An 18,344-nucleotide genomic window follows, 5' to 3' on the forward strand; every position below is an offset into this window, starting at 1 on the left:
GCGATGCCGCTGCGGCGCGCTCGCTCGGGATCCTGCAGGTTCATGCGGCCCTGCAAGCGCTCGAAGCTGGTCCGGTCGCCCTCGAACGCGACGATCTCGCCGTCGACCACGAACCGGTCGCGGTCCAAGCCGCCGATCGCATCGACCAGCTCGGGGTAGCTGGCGTTCATCGCCTTGTGGTTGCGTGACAGCAACTGGACGTCTTCGCCGTCGCGCACTGCGATGGCGCGGACCCCGTCGAGCTTGGGCTCGAAGACCCAGTCGGGATCGGAGAAACGCTCGTCGGTGAGCGTGGCCTTCATCGGCTCGCGCCACCGCGGCTCCGGCTCCTCACGGAGGCGGGCACGTAGCTCCTCGTCGAGGAGGCCGAACGGGTCGCTCACCCCTGGCCGCCTTGTTCCGCGGCGACCTCCTCGATGGTCCGCCCGGTCAGGACCGACTCGGGTTGTGTGCTGGTGGGCTTCCGACGCGCGTCCGCGCCGGCGTCGTCGACCTTGACCAGCAGCCACTTCTCGCGGTCGTCGCCACCCATGCTGGTTCGGGTCAGGGCGTACCCGCCCTGCAGCTTCTCGCCCTTCAGCCAGACGCTGACGTGCCCGTCGGTGATCGCGCCCGCCATCGGCTTGACGTCGCCGTTGTCGTCGGCGGTGATGTTGGTGTAGGTGCCGGTATCCCACACGATCACGCTCCCGCCTCCGTACTGGCCTTGGGGGATGACCCCTTCGAAGTCGACGTAGTCGATCGGATGGTCTTCGGTGGGCATCGCCAGACGCTTGTCGCGGGGGTCGGTCGACGGGCCCTTCGGGACGGCCCACGACTTGAGGACTCCGTCGACCTCCAGCCGCACGTCGTAGTGCAGGCTGGTCGCATCGTGTTCCTGGATCACGAACCGGGGCTCGTCGCCTGCGGTCGGAGATCCACCGGTCGGTTCGGGTGAGACGTCGAGGTCTCGCTTGGCGAGGTAGTCCTGCAGGGCCGTCTCGGACATGGTTCGGCGACCTCCTGTCGGGTTCATGCTGGCTGACGGCCGGACGCGCGGCAGGACGGCGTCCCACACCTTCGTCGGCATGCCCGCACGGCGGACCGTGGCCGCAGCGGGGATGGTGTGTGCCATGGGCGACGTCATCCGCGGTCTCCTCGCGGTCCTCGTGGCCGCGGCGACCGCGTGCTCGCCGGGGACACAGGCACCGCCGGATGCCACTGCACAGGTCGGCGCGTCGCCGGCGCCGGGCGCCGACCAGACGTCGCGTGAGGCCGCGCCACGCACTCCCGGCAGTGCCCTTCCGGATGTCTCGGACCTCGTCTCCGCGGTCCGATCCGGGGTCGTTGCCATCGCGCAGCGCCCCGCCGAGCTGGGGCAGGTCCTCGGTCAAGATGTGCCGGCCGGTGCCGGGACCGGTTTCGCGATCGACGACCAGGGCCACGTCGTCACCAACTTCCACGTGGTCCGCGGCGCGGATCAACTCGCGATCACGACCGTGGCCGGCGAGGAACTGAGCGCCCGTCTCGTGGGCCAGTCTCCCAGCCGGGACCTGGCACTGCTCGAGGTCGACGACGCCGGAACCCTGCAACCCATCCCACTGGGCGACAGTGCCGAGGTGGAGGTCGGCGACCCGGTCGTCGCCATCGGGAACGCCCTGGCCCTGGGCGACTCCCCGACGGTGTCGTTGGGGATCGTCTCGGCGACCGGACGCGCGATCCAGGCGGAACAGCTCCGACTCGACGACCTGATCCAGACGGACGCAGCCATCAACCCCGGTAACTCCGGCGGGCCGCTGCTGAACGGCGCCGGGGAGGTGGTCGGCATCAACGTCGCCGTCGCCGCCGGCGGCGCCCAGAACATCGGCTTCGCGATCTCGATCGACAGCGCCAAGCCGGTGATCCGCAACATGCTGGAGGGCCTCGGCGAGCCCTACATCGGCGTCACGATCGTGCCCAACAGCCCCCAGGTCGCCGCACGGCTCGGTTTGGCCACCGCCGACGGGTTGGTGATCGCAGACATCGCTCCCGGCGGACCCGCCGGACAGGCGGGTCTGCGGCCCGGCGACGTGATCGTCGCAGCCGACGGGAGCACGGTGTCGGCACCGGGCGACCTGCAACGCGCGGTGCAGACGGCCGGGGTCGGGGCGTCGGTTTCGCTGGAGATCGTCCGCGGCACCACGCGACTGACGGTGGACGTCGGTGTCGAGGAGCGCTAGGTGACACCGCCAGGAAGCCGCATCCGGCGGCCCGACCCCGGCCCTGTGCCGGTGCCCGCGCGTTGACGTCGGCCACCCCCCGAGCACGGTGAGGACGGCTCCCCGGCTGCTGACCCCGCTCTTCGTGCTCGTCCAGGCAGTCACGTTCGCCTACTTCGTCGCGGTGGGGGCGCTGTTGCCGACGCTGCCGCGGTTCGTCGAGGAGGTTCTGGCCGGCAGCCGCTTCGAAGTCGGGGTCGTGGTCGGCGCCTTCGGCGTGAGCGCGCTGTTGCTTCGGCCGTGGGCGGGGCGGCTCGGGGACCGGCGCGGCCGGCGGGTGCTGGTGGTCACCGGCGGTGTGGTCGTCACCGCCTCGATCGCGGGGTACGTGCTGGCAGCGAGTGTGGTTGCGCTGCTGGGGCTGCGCCTGGTCACCGGCGTTGGGGAGGCGCTGTTCTTCGTCGGTACGGCGACCGTCGTCAACGACCTCGCGCCCGACGACCGCCGGGGGGAAGCGCTCAGCCTGTTCTCGCTCGCCCTGTTCGGCGGGCTGGCTGTCGGCCCTGTCGTCGGCGAACGCCTGCTGGAGGCCGGCGGCTACGACGCGGTGTGGCTCGCCGCGGCGGGTTGCGCGGCGTTGGCCACGGGTCTGGGCGTCGCCATCCGCGATACCCGCGTCCCGGGTACCGCCGAGCGGCCACACGGTCCGCTGGTGCACCGCGCGGCTGTGCGGCCCGGAGCCATCATCCTGGCTGGGCTGATCGGTCAGGCCGGGTTCCAGACGTTCGCGGCGCTGTACGCGTTCCAACTGGGGATGGACAGGAGCCGTCTGGTCTTCGTCGTCTACGCCGCCGTGCTGCTCGTCGTGCGTAGCTTCCTGGCGCGGCTGCCCGACCGGTTCGGACTTCGGCGGACCGCCCGCTCGGCTCTCGCCCTGTCGGTCGGCAGCCTCCTCCTGCTGGCGACGGTGCCGACGGTCGTCGGCCTCTACGCCGGCACGGTCGTGCTGGCGCTGGGACACGCCCTGATCTTCCCGGCGGTGATGTCGATGGCGGTCGCGAGCGTGCCAGCGACCGAGCGCGGGGCGTTGGTCGGGACCTTCACCGCGTTCGTCGATCTCGCGTTCGCGCTGGGTGGCACGCTGCTCGGCGCGGTGGCATCGGTCGTGGGCTTCCGCGGCACCTGGCTCGCCGCCGCTGGGATCGCGGCCATCGGGTTCGCACTACTGGCTGGCTACCAGCCACACGGGGTCCGGCCTGCCGCGGCAGTGGCGGCACCGCCCGAGCCGCACGGCTTCTAACGTTCGCGGCCGCGCCCAGCCGTGTCCTTGGACGTGCTGGGCGAGGTCGGCGCCGGCCCGGAACCGCCTCGCCTCGGGCGACGGCAGCTAGGTTCCACGTGCTGTTCAACGGAGGACGTGGTGGTCGATGTCGTCCTGGGCGTGCTCGGGACCTCGTTCCTGATCGTCGCGCTGTACGACGTGACCACCACCACCGTCGCGGTCGGGGCCGGCAAGGGGCCGCTCACCTCGCAGGTCGCACGAGCGGTGTGGCTCGGTTTCCTGGCTGTCGCGTCGCGTCGCGGCCGGGGCCGGTTCCTCACCGCCGGTGGCCCGGCTGTCCTGTTCGCGGTCGTGGCCACCTGGGTGGTGCTGCTGGTGGCCGGGTGGGCGCTGCTGTTCGCCGCGACCGGCGGGCTCGACGACCCGACCACCGGCAAGCGCCCGTTTCCGCTGCTGCGGTTCGCGGTCGGGCTCGTCGTGGGCCGTATCGAGAGCGGTGCGCAGCCGGTCGGCGGCGCAGGTCAAGGCCTGCAGCTCATCGCGGCTGTCACCGGGGTCATCCTGCTGACGCTCACGATCGCCTACATCATCCCGGTCGTGAACGCCACCGTGCTGAAACGCCGCGTGGCGTCGCACATCAGCAGCCTGGGGCACACCCCGGCGGAGATCCTCGTTCGCGCATGGAACGGAACCAACTTCGGCGACCTGCACCTCTACCTGGTCGCGCTCGTCCCGATGATCGCCGAGCTCGGCGAGCGCCACCTCGCCTACCCGATCCTGCACTACTTCCACAGCGCCGAGCGGCACACCGCGGTCGGACCCAACGTCGCGGTCCTCGACGAGACGCTGACCATGCTGCGATGCTGCGTCGAGGAGGCAACCCTCGAGCCCAGCACCGTCCTCCCGCTGCGGCGAGCCATCACGCAGTTCCTCGACACCCTCCGGGAAGCGTTCATCACCCTGGCCGACGCGCCGGCACCTCCACCCGACCTCGAACGGCTGCGCACCGATGGGGTGCCCCTCGTCGACGCCGACGAGGTCGAAGCCGAGTTCGAGGCCGTGTCGGAACGTCGGCGGCTGCTCCTGGCGCTGCTGCGACACGACGCGTGGTCCTGGGAGGACCTCCCCGTGGTGCAGACGTCGTTGCCGACCATTACCGTCGATGAGGAGCCACCCACCGAGACCTGAGCTTCTCGCCGCGTGGCTCCACATCGGTTGTGGCATGGTCGCAGACACCGCAACCGGCCGCGGTGGCGGCCTGACTGGGCGACCGTAGGGAACGCCGTGCCGGAGCTCCCCGACGTTGAATCGCTGCGCCGCTACCTCGCGGCGCACGCCACCGGCCGCACCGTCGAGCGGGTCGAGGCGCCCGGCGCGGACGTGATCCGCAACACCACCCCCCAAGGGCTGGGACGGGCGCTGAAGGGACGTCGGTTCTCCGACCCGGATCGGCACGGCAAGTGGCTCCTGGCTCGAACCGACGGGGCCACCGTCGTGATGCACTTCGGTATGACGGGCACCCTCGTGTGGGCGCCAGACGGCACCGACCGTGACGACCACGACCACGTCATCTTCTGCTGCGACGGTGGCGAGCTCCGGTTCAACCTGACCCGCAAGTTCGGTGGCGTGTGGTTGGCCTCCGACGAGCGGGAGGTCGGAGACGTCACGGGTGACCTCGGACCTGACGCGCTCGACGTCGGCCGAGACGACCTCGCCGACCTACTCGAGGACCGGCGCGGCATGCTGAAGTCGGCGCTGATGGACCAGCAGCTCGTCGCCGGGATCGGCAACATCGTCGCGGACGAGGTGCTGTGGCACGCGTGCCTGCATCCGCGCACAGTGGTCGGAGATCTGGGCGAACACGCCCTCGACCGCCTGTACGAGGCCATGCGGACCGTCCTCACCGAGTCGATCGACGAGGGGCACGTCCCCCGCCACGATGGTTGGCTCGCCCAGGCTCGGGACATCGAGGATCCCACTTGCGCGCGCTGCGACGCCCCGATCGAGCACGGCCGGGTCGCCAGCCGCTCCACGTACTGGTGCCCTCGCTGTCAACCGCCACCGTGACCGCCACCCGATCCCCGGTCACGTCCCTCCGGTGCTGCCCTCCCGGTGGTAGACGCCGCTCATGGCCACAGCGACGCCGGCGACGGCGAGCACCGCGGCGATCACGTCGATCACCCCGGCCAGCCCCCAGGTCAGCAGTCCGTACAGGAACGCCCCCAGTCCTCCCAGGACGTACAGGGCCGCCCGCCACCGTGTGCGGCGCGCGACCGCACCGGCGATCAGCAGGGCGGTGACCGCGGCTTGGAAGGCGAGCACGGCCGGTGCACGACGCCGGACGTCAGCAGGAGCGTCCAACCACAGCAGCCAGACGTGGACCGCCAGCAACCCGAAGGCCAAGACCGCCGCCGCGGCCCCGAACCTGTCGGGCCGTGCGAGGCGGCGCCGGTCGGGGTCGGTTCCGTGGCCAGGCGGGTTCAGGTGCGTGAACCGCTCTCGTTCGCCCAGGTCACGCACCCGGGGATGAACCGGGTGGGGAGATCACGATGCTCGGGGCGGATCCGCACCGTGTAACCGAACTGACCGCTGTCGTCGAAGGCGACGTCGATCGCCTCGTACTCGTGGTGCTGGCCGCGGCGGCGCAGGGGCCGCATCGGCAGGGCGTGGCCGTCACGGATCTCGCCGTCGGCTTCCACCGGCCCGACGTAGAGCTCGACCGCGACATCGTCCGGCGTGAGATCGCCCAGGAAGGCGAGCGCTCGCGGTTGCAGGGCCTGACCGACCTTGATCTGGTCGACGGCGGCGTCACCGTCATCCACCACCTCGACGCGGACCTGATGCCACGACTCGGTCACGCGGGTCCGCCACGACCCAACCTGACGCGCGCGTACCAGTCCATCACTCGTCAGCGTCGCGACCGCCCGGGCACCCGGCAGGTACATCGTCTCGACGTACTCGCGCAGCATGCGGTGACTGTTGAAGCACGGCGACAGCATCCTGATCGCGGTCTTCATCCGGGCGATCCACGAGTGCGGCAGGCCGTCCTCGGCGCGGTCGTAGAAGGTCGGGACGACGTCGTGCTCGAGGATCGTGTACAGCGACTCCGCATCGCGGACGTCCTGGTGCATCGGGTCGTCGTACACGACCGGTCGTCCGATCGCCCAGCCGAACGGGATGCCGTCACCCGCTAGGTCGTCCCACGCCTCGTCCCACCAGCCGTCCAACGTCGAGAGGTTGAGCAGGCCGTTGGCGGCCGCTTTCATCCCGCTGGTGCCGCTGGCTTCCCGGGGGCGGAGCGGGTTGTTCAGCCAGACGTCAGCGCCACTGACCAGGTACCGCGCGACCGCCATGCCGTAGTCCTCAACGAACACGATCCGGCCGCGGAAGCGCTCGTCACGCGACAGCTCGAAGATCCGGCGGATGAACTCCTTCCCCGCGTCGTCACGAGGGTGCGCCTTCCCGGCGACGATCAGCTGCACCGGCCTGTCGGGATCCGCCATGATCCTGGCGAGTCGGTCAACGTCGGACGCGATCAGCGTGGCGCGCTTGTAGGTCGCGAACCGCCGGGCGAACCCGATCGTCAGCGCCTCGGGGTCGAGCAGCTGCTCGGCTGTTGCCAGTTCGCTGGCGGGGGCGCCGCGGTGCTCGAGCTGGGCCCGCACCCGCCGGCGTACGAACTGCACGAGGTCGTGGCGGCGGGCCTCGTGCGCCCTCCACAGCTCGTCGGGCGGCACGTCCTCGATGCGTTCCCACAGCTCGTCGGCGCTCGGCTGCTCCCGCCACAGTCCGTCCAGGACGCGGTCGAACACGGCGCTGATCCTCCACGTCGTCCAGGACGGCAGGTGAACACCGTTGGAAACGTGGCCGATCGGGACCTCGTGCTCGGGCAGGCCGGGCCACAACCCCCGCCACATCGCCCGGCTGACGCGGCCGTGCAGCCTGCTCACGCCGTTGCTGCGGGCCGCGAGCTTCAAGGCGAGCACGGTCATGCAGAAGCGTTCGTGATCGTTGGCCGGGTCGACGCGGCCGAGCCCGAGGAAATCGCGCCACTCGATGCCCAACGCCTTGATGTAGACCGCGAAGTACCGCTCCAGGAGGGCAGGGGCGAAGTAGTCGTGTCCGGCTTCCACCGGGGTGTGGGTGGTGAAGACCAGGCCTGCGGACACGGCCGCACGCGCCTCCTCGAACGCGAGGGTTCGTTCGTCCATCAGACGGCGGATGAGTTCCAGACCCAAGAACGCGGAGTGACCTTCGTTCATGTGGTAGACGGTCGGGCGGTACCCCAGCGCCTCCAGCGCCCGGAAGCCACCCACCCCCAGGAGGATCTCCTGACGGACGCGCATCTCCTCGTCGCCGCCGTACAGGGAGAAGGTGATCCGCCGCTGCTCGGGGGTGTTGGCGGGGACGTTGGCGTCGAGGAGGAACAGCGGGACGCGGCCGACCTCCGCCCGCCAGACCTGGGCGACGACCGGTCCGTCCGGGAAACCGAGCTCGACCGTGATCGGCGCCCCGTCGGTGTCCCGCTCCAAGGTCAGTGGCAGGGAGTGGAAATCCTTCTCGGCGGGCAACTCCTCTTGCCATCCGGCCTCGTTGAGGCGCTGCTCGAAGTAGCCCTGCTGGTACAGCAGGCCGACGCCGACCATCGGGATGCCGAGGTCGCTCGCGGACTTGAGGTGGTCGCCTGCGAGGATCCCCAACCCGCCAGCGAAGATCGACAAGCTATCGGTGACACCGAACTCCGCAGAGAAGTACGCGGTCAGGGTGACGTCGTCGAACTCGTCAGCGTGGTTGACACGGAACCACGTTGCCTCCGCGGCCAGGTAGTCGCGCAGCGACGTGACCGCCCGGTCCATGAGGGCGAGGTAGTCGGGATCGTCGGCGACGCCCTCCAGGCGCGCCTGCTCCACGGTCGCGAGGAACTTGACGGGGTTCCGCCCGCACTGCTCCCACAGCTCCGGGTCGATGCGACGGAACAGCTCGACGGTGTCGTGATCCCATGCCCACCGGAGGTTGTACGCGAGTTCGCGCAGGGGTTCCAGTGACTCGGGCAACGCTGGCACGACCGTGAACGTGCGGATGGGCCTCATGGCGCCAACCGTAGCCCGCCCGACCGACTCCGGCCCTGAGCGAGAGGGCACGGACGCGGGGCGGCCGGGCCGCTGCCCCGCTCGGTCGAACGAGCACGCTGCAGCCCTCGCCGCCGGCCACCGCTACCGTCGCGCCGTGCCCGAACTGCCCCAGATCCGCGCGCTGGCGGAACGCCTTCGACCCGAGCTCGTCGGGACGGTGTTCGCCGGTGCGGACCCGCTGCAGTTCGCGGCGCTACGGACGGTGGAGCCGTCGCCGGAGGCACTGATCGGTCGAACCGTCGAGGAGGTCACCAGCCACGGCAAGTACCTGATCATCGGCCTCGACGGGCCACGGATCGTCGTGCACCTGTCGCAGGCCGGTCGGGTGACGGTCGAGGATCCACCGGGGCGGTCGCGTCCCAAGCGGGGGGTGGTCCGGCTGCGGTTCCGGCCTCGTCCCGCACTGCTGTTCGTCGAGTACGGCACGGAGCGCAAGGCGCGGTGGTGGGCGCTCGGCGACGCCGATGCCGGCCCGCTGGCCGACCTCGGTCCCGAGCCCGGCACCGCGGCGTTCGCGGAGGTGATCCGGACAGCCGACGACACCCGGCGGCTGCACAGGGCCCTGCGTGACCAGCGCACCGTCGCCGGGCTCGGCCGCGGCTACACCGACGACATCTTGCACCGGGCGCGGCTGTCACCGTTCGTGAGCCTGAAGAACCTCGACGTCGACGCCCGCGAGCGGCTGCTCACAGCCGTCGAGGACGTGGTCGGGCGTGGGCTCGACCACGAACGTCGCCGCTCGGGTGGCTTGCCGGCGAAGCTCGGCGATCACTGGATCGTGCACGGCCGCTCCGGCGAGCCGTGCCCCACCTGCGGCGACACGCTGCGGCGCGTGTCGTACGAGTCGTACGAGGTGACCTACTGCCCGGCGTGTCAGACCGCCGGCCGCGTCCTGGCCGACCGGCGTCTGTCACGTCTGCTGCGCTGACGATCGTCCAAGCGGCTCACCTCGCCGGGAGATCGCGCAACACCGACCCGGCCGCGTGGTATCCGCACATCCCGTGGACGCCCGCACCCGGCGGTGTGGAGGCGGAACACAGGAACCAGCCGGTCTCACCCAGCGCGTACGGGTTGCGTGACGGCCACGGCCGGAGCAGCAGCTGCAGCCCGCTGTGCGCCCCGGCGCTGATGTCCCCGCCGATGTAGTTGGGGTTGTAGTCCTCGAGGTCCGCGGTCGTCATCGTCGAGCGTGCCAGGATCCGGTCGCGGAAACCCGGCGCGAACCGTTCGAGCTGGTCCTCGATGGGGTCGGTCATGTCCACCATCGACCCGGACGGGACGTGGCAGTAGGCCCACAGCGTGTGGCGGCCGTCGGGAGCGCGGGTCGGGTCGAACGGCGTCTGCTGCGCGGCGATGATGTAGGGCCGTTCGGCGTGGCGTCCCTCGGCGGTGGCCAGCTCGGCGGCGGCGATCTCCTCCAGGGTGCCACCGAGGTGCACCGTGCCGGCACGTTCGGTGCCTTCCGCCCGCCACGGGACCGGGCCGTCCAGCGCGTAATCGACCTTGAAGACACCGGGGCCGTGGCGGAAGTTCTCGACCCGCCGCCGCAGCCGGCCAGGAGCCCGGTCCCCGACGATCGCGAGCATCTGGCGTGGTGTGAGATCGAACACCACCGCCTCGTGGGGTGGGACATCGGCGAGGTCGCGCACCGGCGTGCCGGTACGGATCTCGCCCCCGAGGCTGCGCAGCAGCGACGCCATCGCATCGGCGATCGCCTGCGAACCACCGCGCGCCATGGGGAACCCCACCGCGTGGGCCGCGGCCGGGAAGAGCACGCCGAGCGCTGCGGTGAACGGCCGGTCGAACGCCAGGATGTTGTGACCGGCCATGCCGGCGACCGCAGCGCGTGCCCGCTCACCGGTGAAGCGTGACCGCGCCCATCCCCGTGCCGACCGCACGGCGTGGCGCGCGAACCCGGCCATCAAAAGCGGATGGTGCGGCAGCCGCGTCAGGGGAGCCATCGTGTCCAACGCCAGCTGGTCGAAGCGGCGGACCAGCGGGGCGTACGTACGGCGCCACGTCGCCGCGTCCGGACCCAACCCGGCGGCGGTGCCGGCCAGCGAACGCTCGATCAGCACGGCCGGGCCGTCGTCGAGGGGATGGGCGACGGGGATGTCGGCGTGCACCCACTCGAGGCCGTGTTCGTGCAGTGGGAGGGTGCGCAGGTACGGCGACCCGATACCCAGCGGGTGGATCGCCGAGCACACGTCGTGGCGGAAGCCGGGGAGCGTCAGTTCCTTGGTGCGGGCCCCGCCACCGACCGCGTCGGCCCCTTCGAGCACGAGGACCGACCGGTCGGCCTTCGCCAGGCGGATGGCGGCCGCCAGCCCGTTGGGTCCCGCGCCGACGACGACCGCGTCGTACCGCTCGCGCATGCGTCGCCCTCTCAGCCGCGCCGGGTGCGGCTGCTGTTCAGCGCGGGTCGCGCCGGGGTGGCGCGGTGGCGTGGCAGGTCGATCACGGTGCCGTCGGCGGCGGCGCTGACCGCGACGGTGCGGTCCCCGAGGGCGGTCAGGAGCTGATCGATCTCGTCGTCGGTGCGGGGCGGGTCGTGGTGGAACAGCAGCACCTCGCCGACGCCACAAGTCTCTCCGAGCGTGATCGCGTAATCGATCGTGGAATGGCCGAAGTGAGCCCGCGCCGGGAACTCCTCGGCGGTGTACTGCGCATCGTGGATCAGCAGGTCGACACCGTCGACCAGTGCACAGGCGGCCTCGTGGTGCTCCCCGAAGCCGGTCGGACCGGGCCCGAACGTGATCGGGTGGTGGTCGGACAGGTAGGCGACGGTCGCGCTCCCGTCGGACACCCGGTACCCGAACGTGCGGCCCCCCTTGTGGGGGATCTCCCGGGCGAGGACGGTGAACCCCTCGAGCTCGTGCAGCCCCTCCTCGACGAACCGGAACGACCAGCGCCCGCGGAGCTCCGAGGGGCGGATCGGGAAGTGCGGGGGAGACATCCCCCGTGCCAGGACTCCCTCGGGATCACCGGGTTGGGCGGGCAGGTAGAGGTCGACCCGTGACTCGGGGTCGTCGCCGGGACGGAAGAAGGGCAGCCCCTGGGTGTGGTCCCAGTGCAAGTGACCGAGCAGCACGGTGCCGTCGAACGGACGCCCGTTCAACAGCCGCCAGACCTGCCGGATGCCCGTACCGGCATCCAGCAGCAGCGTGACCGGCTGATCGTCGTGAGCCAACGCCACACACGACGTGTTGCCTCCGTAGCGGACGAAGGCGGGACCGGGGGCCGGTGTCGACCCCCGGGACCCACAGATGTGCACCCGCACGCGCGGTATCCGTTCGTCGCGACGGGTCGGGTGGCTCTGTCGCCGCCGGTGTGGCTGCGGACCGGCCCGGCACGCTGCTCAGAGGCGAGCGTGCTCCCGCCGATGACCTGTGGCGACCTCGGCTAGCGCTTCGCGGTCGATCTGATCGGCCGAGGCCACGGCGACCTTACAGGGGGTCACCGCCCGCAGCGTGGACGTGCGTTTCCCGCCTTCGAGGCTCGCCCGTTCGCCGAGGATCGCTCCCGGCCCGACCTCCCCAACGGGGCGGCCGTTCACCTCGACGCTCAAGACCCCGTCGAGGAGCAGGTACAGCTCGGCGCCCCAGGCGCCCTGCTCCGTCAGCGCCTCGCCGGTCGCGATCTTGCGGATCTTCGGCTTCGCGCCGCGCATGATGGTCGCCGACATCTGCCGCTCCAGAGCGGTCTCGACCTCGGTGACCACCGCCGGCGACTCGTGATCACCCCACGGGCTGTTGTCCCCGAGGTGCTCCAGCGACCAGCCCTTGAAATCGATCAGACCCGACTTCTGCACCAAACGCCCGTCGCGGTCGTAGATCCAGTGCCGCGGGAACGGACTGGCCCCGATCAGCTCATGGTCGCTGCGGCCATCGGCGTGGATGGTCAGCGCCAGGGTGGTCCACGCGGTCGGCGCCGAGACCTGCACGTACGGAGGGCGGCTGACCCGGCGGGGCGCCGGCGCGCCGGTCCGCCCACCGGCGGTCTGGACGAAGCGCACCCAGCCGTCGCCGACCTGTGGGTCGGGGCGGAGCGTCTCCAACGGCACACCGGCGAAGGTCATCCCCTTCGAACCGAGCCTGATCGTGGTCGAACCGATGTAGCCGTCACCGAGGTGGCCGTAGCCGACGATCCGTCCGTCCTCCACGTCGATGTACGCGCGCAGATCGTTGGCGAACCGGAAGCGGTCGGCGGCACGCAGCGCCTCGAGGTCGGAGATCACGTCGGGCGGCGGCGAGTCCCAGTGCGCCATGCCGATCTCGAACGGCAGCTTCAAGGCGCCCGAGATCGCCTCGGACGGGATCCACGAGATGGATGTGACGGACGCGGCGATGCGCATGAGGGTCTCCTGGTCCGCGGGCTCGGTGGTGCCCGTCACGTCGGAGCCTGCCGCGGAGCGTCCCGGCCGTCGAGGGGGTGGGCAGGCGTCCGTGGTGGGGGTGGCACCACCACGAGGTCGGGTGACCGCATCCTCGCGGGCAGGCACGCGGTCAGGGACCATGCAGGGATGCAGCACACAGCCATCTCCGTCTTCCTGGCCGACGACAACCTCCTGGTCCGTGAGGGTGTGCGGGCCTTGCTCGGCGTCGAGGACGACCTGCACGTCGTCGGGGTCGCGTCCGACTACGACGAGCTGATCGCCGGCGCGGAAGCGGCTGGCCCACAGGTGGTGGTGACCGACATCCGCATGCCTCCGACCTTCCAGCGAGAAGGAATCGACGCCGCCAAGGAGGTCCGCAAACGCCACCCCGGCACGGGGATCGTGATCCTGTCCCAGTACGACGAACCCGAGTACGCGGTGTCGTTGTTGTCCGAGGGCGCGGCCGGGTACGCGTACCTGCTCAAGGACCGCATCGCGGAAGGCGACCAGCTGGCCCGAGCGATCCGCGAGGTCGCGTCTGGTGGTTCGGTGCTCGACCCGAAGATCGTCGAGGCGCTGCTGAGCCCCGTCCGAAGCGATCACGAACTGACCGCGTCGGACGACGAACTGCTGCGGCTGGTGGCGGAGGGCAAGCCGATCAAAGCGATCGCCGTTGCGTACAACACCACGCCGTCTGACGTCGCCGATCGGATCGACCGGCTGTTCGTGAAGCTCGCGCAGGGCGTGTCAGCGGGGAGCAACGGGTCGCTGGACCGGCTGAAGAAGCTGCAACAGGCGATCGTGGACCGCGAGGAGCAGGGCGAGAGCCTCAGCCGGCTCCTACCGACCGGGGTCGCAGACAAGCTCCGCCAGGAGGGTCGTCGGATCGGCGAGACCGAGAAGCTGCAGGTCACGGTCCTGATGTCCGACATCCGCGGGTACTCGTCGATCGCCGAGCGCGCCGACCCGAGCGTGTTGGCCCGCCAGCTCAACGAGCACCGTGCCGAGATGAACCACGCGATCCTGGGCCACGGCGGCACCGTGATGCAGTTCGTCGGTGACGCGGTGATGGCGGTGTTCGGGGCGCCGGTGCCGCAGAGTGACCACGCCGACCGGGCGCTGTCCGCAGCGATCGCGATGCACCGGGCGCAGCAGACGGTCAACGACCGCTGGGTCGGCCAAGGCCTGGAGCGGTTCGGACTGGGCATCGGGCTGTCGAGCGGCGAGGTCGCCGCGGCGCTGCTGGGCTCCGAGGAGCGGATGGAGTACTCGGTCGTCGGTGACACCGTCAACCTCACCCAGCGGATCCAGGAGTGGGCCCACGCCGGTCAGACGGTCCTCACCGAGGCGTCCTACAGGGCCCTGTCGAGTGTTGTCGACGCGGAGCGGCTGCCCCCAGCCCTGGTCAAGGGTCGGACCACCCCCGTGGTGGCGTTCCGGCTCGGTGAGAACGTCGCGTGACGCCGAACGTGCGGCGGTGGCTCGACCGTGGTTTCTACCTCGCGTTCGCGGCGTTCACGGCCTGCGCCGTGGTGTTCGTCGTGGCCGGCGCCACGCCGTTCGTCGCCCGCGTGTCGCCGTCGGTCGCCATGGCGCTGTCTGGCTGGGCGGCGGGCGAGGGGCCGTTGGCGGCCACTGCCGGCCGGGCCGTCGAGGCCATGGGCTGGTCACGCGGCGAGGCCGTGCCACCCAACCTGCTGGTCGTGCTGGAGTTCGCGTTCAGTGCGCTGAACATCGGCTTGGGCATCCTCCTGGTGCGGCTGCGGCCGCGTCTGCTCACCGCACGGTTGCTCGCGCTCGGCATGGTCGGGACCGGTGCCGTCTTCAACGCGCAGGCGCACGCCGCCCGGGTGGTGCTCCCCGACTTCGGGACCTTCACCCACGACAACTTCCACTACATCGGCGGCCTGACCTACCTCTACGCGATCGCGCTGTTCCCGGACGGGCGACTCAAGCCCCCGTGGCGGGAACTTCCACGTTGGCGCTGGCCACTGCGCGTGGCGTACCTGGTGGCGCTACCCATCGCGGGTGTGTTCGTCGTCGACGAGATCCACGGCGGTGATCCTGCCGCGATGATCCTGCTGTTCGGGATCATGATCCCGGTGGTCGGCTTGTCGGCACAGGTCGGCCGCTACCGGCACGCGGAGACGGCAGACGAGCGCCGGCAGTCGCGGCTGCTGATCACCACGCTGACCAGCGCAGTCGGTGGGGCGGTCACGTTTGGGATCCTCGCCGGGCTGCTGTCGGGTCAGGGCGACACGGCCGAGCTCGGGCAGTTGGTGTTCCGGGTGTTCCCGGCTCTGTTCGCCGCGATCCCGGTGAGCCTGTGTGTCATCCTGATCCGCTTCCGGCTGTGGGATCTCGACCGGCTGCTGAACCGGACGTTCGTGTTCGGGGCGCTGGCCAGCTTCATCGGCGTGGTGTACGTCGGCGTCGTGGTCAGCGGAAGCCACCTCCTGGCGGGCCGGGGCGGTGACCGCAGCCTGGCCCTGGCGGTCGTGGCAACGGCCATCATCGCGGTCGCCTTCGACCCGCTCCGGGCCCGGCTGACCTCCCTCGCCAACCGGCTGGTGTACGGCCACCGCGAGACTCCCTACCAGGTTCTGTCCCGCTTCTCGGACCGTGTCGGCGAGACGTACGCGGTCGACGACGTCCTGCCACGCATGGCACGGCTGCTGGCCGAGGGAACCGCCGCCCGCCGCGCCGACGTGTGGCTAGCGGTCCGTGGCGAGCTGGTCCGCGCGGCGTCCTGGCCGCAGACGGCCGAACGGGTCGACGTGCGCGTGCCACTTGACGGCGGCGACCGTTCGCGCCGGCGGGGCGGTCTGCCGCCGCTCCCGGACGTTCACCGGACGGTGGCGGTGACCCGCCACGGCGAGCTCCTCGGCGCTTTGACCGTCGCCGAGCGTGAGGGCGAGTCGCTGACCCCAGCCGAGGAGCAGCTGCTGGGCGACCTCGCCGCCCAGGCCGGCCTCGTGCTCGGCAACGTGCAACTGACGGAAGAGCTCCGCGACCAGGTCGAGACGCTCTCGCGGCAGACGGCGGATCTGCGAGCCTCACGCCAGCGGATCGTGGCCGCTCAGGACGCCGAACGTCGACGCATGGAGCGCGACATCCACGACGGCTCCCAGCAGCACCTGGTGGCCCTGGCGGTGAAGCTGCGCCTGGCACGGTCGCTGATCGATCGCAGCCCCGAGCGCGTCGGTCCGCTGGTCGACGAGCTGCGAGGCGAAGCCGCCGAGGCACTCGAACTGCTGCGCAACCTCGCTCGCGGCATCTACCCGGCGGTGCTGGCGGATCAGGGTTTGGTCGAGGCGCTCCGCAGCCAGGCGGCGCGCGCCCCGGTCACCACCCACATCGAAGCCGACAACGTCCGCCGCTACCCACCGCCGGTCGAAACGGCGGTTTACTTCTGCTGCCTTGAGGCCCTCCAGAACGCCGTCAAGCACGCCCACGCCTCGGCCGTCACGATCCATCTCAGCGAGGACCACGGTGTCCTGTCGTTCACGGTCGCCGACGACGGGACCGGTTTCGACGGGCAGCGGGTCACCCCCGGCCACGGGCTGCAGAACCTGGCCGACCGTCTCGCGTCCCTCGGCGGGACGGTGGAGCTACGCAGCCGTCCCGGCAGCGGGACCACGTTGACCGGGCGCGTCCGCGCGGCGCCGGCGTCGGTCCCGGAGCCGGTCACGTGACCCGCGGGCGACGCAGCAAGGGACGCACCGTCGAACGGGTCGTCCACCGCGGGTTGGTGTTCGCCATGCTGGCGGCCTTCGTGACCGCCGTGTACGTGGGCATCGTGACGGGCGTCGGGGTCCTGGCGGGTGGCGAACCACTCCGACCGAGCGTGGCCCTCTCGATGGTCGCCACAGCGGTCGTTGCGGTCGCCTTCCGCCCCGCCCGTGAGCGTGCCCGCGGGGCAGCCGACCGGGTCGTCTACGGCGACCGCGCAACACCCTACGAGGTCCTGCGCGACTTCACCGCGCGGGTGTCCGACGCCTTCTCACTCGAGGACATCCTGCCACGTATGGCCGAGGCCACCGCGCAGGGCGTGGGAGCCGAACGCGTCCGGGTCACGCTCACGCTCCCCGACGGCGGTCACCACACCGCGGTGTGGCCCCCGTCGGCCACGACCACCAACGCCTGGGACCGCAGCATCACGGTGACGCACCACGGTGAGGTCGTCGGCCAGATCGCGGTGGCGCTGCCGGCCGGTGACCGCTTGCGCCCGGACCAGGCCCGACTGCTCGACGACCTCGCGGCGCAGGCGGGACTCGCGCTGCGCAACGTCCGGCTGACCGCGGAGCTCCGCACGAAGGTCGAAGCCGTGTCGGCTCAGGCCGCGGATCTGCAGGCCTCGCGGCAGCGGCTGGTGGCCGCCCAGGACGCCGAACGCAGGCGCATGGAACGCGAGATCCACGACGGGGCGCAGCAGCAACTGGTCGGCATCGCGCTCAAGCTCGGCGTCGTCGGCCAGTTGCTGGAGCGCGACCCGGCGGCAGCCGCCGAGGCGTTGGATCAGCTCGGCACGGACGCCGACACGGCCTTGAACGACCTGCGAGATCTGGCGCGGGGGATCTTCCCGCCGTTGCTGACCCAGGACGGAGTCCTGGCTGCGCTCGACGCGCACATCCGCAAGCACGATCTGCGCGCCACGATCGTCGCCGCTCCGGAGGTGATCACCGGCCGCTTCCCCGCCGAGGTGGAGGTCGCCGCCTACTTCTGCTGCCTCGAAGCGATCCAGAACGCCACCAAGCATGCGGCCGGCGTGGCGGTAACGGTCCGCCTCGGGGCAGAGGCGGGTTGGTTGACGTTCTCGGTGACCGACGATGGGCCCGGCTTCGACCCGTCGACGTGCCCGCCCGGCACGGGGCTGCAGAACATGGTCGACCGGGTCGAGGCCCTCGGCGGCATGCTCACGATCTGGACGGAGCCCGGCCGGGGATGCCACGTCACCGGGCAGCTGCCGGTCGGGGGCGACCCCGTCACGCCGCGGTCGCAGCCTCCCATGCCTCGGTGAGCGTGTTCGGACCGAACTGGGACTTGGGGATGTAGGCGATCGCCCCCGCCTCCGCGGCGCGTGGGGCGTACTCCTGGGGCTCGTACGTCGACAGCATCAGGACCCGTGTTCCGCCCTGCAGTGCGAGGATGCGTCGGGTGGCTTCCAACCCGTCGATGCCGGGGAGGTTGACGTCCATGAGGACGAGGTCCGGGGCGAGTTCACCGGCCAAGGTGACCGAATCCTCACCGGTCTCGGCCTCCCCCACGACCTCGAACCCGTCGGTCAGCTCAACGACCATCCGTGCCGCGTCGCGGAACGGCTCCTGGTCATCGACGATCAGTACGCGCACGGTCGGCTCTCCCATCACACCTCATCC

16 protein-coding genes are annotated in these 18,344 nt (G+C 71.0%); 8 read left to right on the forward strand and 8 right to left on the reverse strand.

The window, feature by feature from the left end:
• Together M3N57_03810 and M3N57_03815 are read right to left on the reverse strand one after the other, a co-directional pair.
• A partial coding sequence (locus M3N57_03810; GenBank protein ID MDP9021822.1) for an ATP-dependent DNA ligase occupies window positions 1-383 on the reverse strand: 383 nt, incomplete at its 3' end.
• On the reverse strand, window positions 380-988 hold the full coding sequence (locus tag M3N57_03815) for a DNA ligase (protein ID MDP9021823.1): 609 nt from the start codon (window positions 986-988) through the stop codon (window positions 380-382). The genes M3N57_03810 and M3N57_03815, both read right to left, overlap by 4 nt.
• Before the next feature lie 79 nt (window positions 989-1,067).
• On the opposite strand from M3N57_03815, the gene M3N57_03820 reads away from it, so the two are divergent.
• The 4 genes from M3N57_03820 (at window position 1,068) to M3N57_03835 (ending at window position 5,526) form a co-directional block, all read left to right on the forward strand.
• Window positions 1,068-2,198 (forward strand): trypsin-like peptidase domain-containing protein, encoded by a 1,131-nt coding sequence (locus tag M3N57_03820; protein ID MDP9021824.1) that lies wholly within the window; start codon window positions 1,068-1,070, stop codon window positions 2,196-2,198.
• An 88-nt stretch (window positions 2,199-2,286) separates the two neighbouring features.
• Window positions 2,287-3,477 carry an MFS transporter gene (locus tag M3N57_03825; GenBank protein ID MDP9021825.1) on the forward strand — a complete coding sequence of 397 codons (1,191 nt, stop codon included), beginning with the start codon at window positions 2,287-2,289 and terminating at the stop codon, window positions 3,475-3,477.
• A gap of 117 nt (window positions 3,478-3,594) precedes the next feature.
• Window positions 3,595-4,647 (forward strand): hypothetical protein, encoded by a 1,053-nt coding sequence (locus tag M3N57_03830; GenBank protein MDP9021826.1) that lies wholly within the window; start codon window positions 3,595-3,597, stop codon window positions 4,645-4,647.
• Window positions 4,648-4,743: 96 nt separating this feature from the next.
• On the forward strand, window positions 4,744-5,526 hold the full coding sequence (locus M3N57_03835) for an Fpg/Nei family DNA glycosylase (protein ID MDP9021827.1): 783 nt from the start codon (window positions 4,744-4,746) through the stop codon (window positions 5,524-5,526).
• A gap of 18 nt (window positions 5,527-5,544) precedes the next feature.
• On the opposite strand, the gene M3N57_03840 is transcribed toward M3N57_03835, so the two are convergent.
• The gene (locus M3N57_03840) at window positions 5,545-5,979 is read right to left on the reverse strand and encodes a hypothetical protein (GenBank protein ID MDP9021828.1); all 435 of its coding nucleotides are present in this window, start codon (window positions 5,977-5,979) and stop codon (window positions 5,545-5,547) included.
• Complete coding sequence (gene glgP / locus M3N57_03845) at window positions 5,940-8,549, reverse strand: alpha-glucan family phosphorylase (protein MDP9021829.1); 2,610 nt, start codon at window positions 8,547-8,549, stop codon at window positions 5,940-5,942. The genes M3N57_03840 and glgP overlap by 40 nt, the downstream gene beginning before the upstream one ends.
• 136 nt (window positions 8,550-8,685) lie before the next feature.
• On the opposite strand from glgP, the gene M3N57_03850 reads away from it, so the two are divergent.
• Entirely contained in the window at window positions 8,686-9,519 is an 834-nt protein-coding gene (locus tag M3N57_03850) for an Fpg/Nei family DNA glycosylase (GenBank protein ID MDP9021830.1), read from the forward strand.
• 16 nt (window positions 9,520-9,535) lie between these two features.
• Here the strand turns inward: M3N57_03850 and M3N57_03855 are convergent, their stop codons facing one another.
• The 3 genes from M3N57_03855 to M3N57_03865 form a co-directional block, all read right to left on the reverse strand.
• Window positions 9,536-10,966, reverse strand: coding sequence for an NAD(P)/FAD-dependent oxidoreductase (locus M3N57_03855; protein ID MDP9021831.1), 1,431 nt, complete (start codon window positions 10,964-10,966; stop codon window positions 9,536-9,538).
• 11 nt (window positions 10,967-10,977) lie between these two features.
• On the reverse strand, window positions 10,978-11,787 hold the full coding sequence (locus M3N57_03860) for an MBL fold metallo-hydrolase (GenBank protein MDP9021832.1): 810 nt from the start codon (window positions 11,785-11,787) through the stop codon (window positions 10,978-10,980).
• A gap of 162 nt (window positions 11,788-11,949) precedes the next feature.
• A complete protein-coding gene (locus M3N57_03865) occupies window positions 11,950-12,984 on the reverse strand; it encodes a cyclic nucleotide-binding domain-containing protein (GenBank protein MDP9021833.1) in 1,035 nt (344 codons plus the stop codon).
• Window positions 12,985-13,113: 129 nt separating this feature from the next.
• On the opposite strand from M3N57_03865, the gene M3N57_03870 reads away from it, so the two are divergent.
• From M3N57_03870 to M3N57_03880, 3 genes are read left to right on the forward strand one after another with little or no spacing between them, the layout of a single operon-like run.
• Complete coding sequence (locus M3N57_03870; GenBank protein MDP9021834.1) at window positions 13,114-14,427, forward strand: response regulator; 1,314 nt, start codon at window positions 13,114-13,116, stop codon at window positions 14,425-14,427.
• Window positions 14,424-16,661 carry a sensor histidine kinase gene (locus tag M3N57_03875; protein ID MDP9021835.1) on the forward strand — a complete coding sequence of 746 codons (2,238 nt, stop codon included), beginning with the start codon at window positions 14,424-14,426 and terminating at the stop codon, window positions 16,659-16,661. The genes M3N57_03870 and M3N57_03875 overlap by 4 nt, the downstream gene beginning before the upstream one ends.
• Window positions 16,658-17,986: a sensor histidine kinase gene (locus M3N57_03880; protein MDP9021836.1), complete on the forward strand. Its 1,329-nt coding sequence runs from the start codon at window positions 16,658-16,660 to the stop codon at window positions 17,984-17,986. The genes M3N57_03875 and M3N57_03880 overlap by 4 nt, the downstream gene beginning before the upstream one ends.
• Here M3N57_03880 and M3N57_03885 read toward each other — a convergent pair.
• Entirely contained in the window at window positions 17,952-18,332 is a 381-nt protein-coding gene (locus tag M3N57_03885; protein MDP9021837.1) for a response regulator transcription factor, read from the reverse strand. The genes M3N57_03880 and M3N57_03885 overlap by 35 nt on opposite strands.
• Between the last annotated feature and the right edge of the window lie 12 nt (window positions 18,333-18,344).

This window comes from Actinomycetota bacterium, assembly GCA_030776725.1.
In the GTDB taxonomy this organism is placed as follows: domain Bacteria; phylum Actinomycetota; class Nitriliruptoria; order Nitriliruptorales; family JAHWKO01; genus JAHWKW01.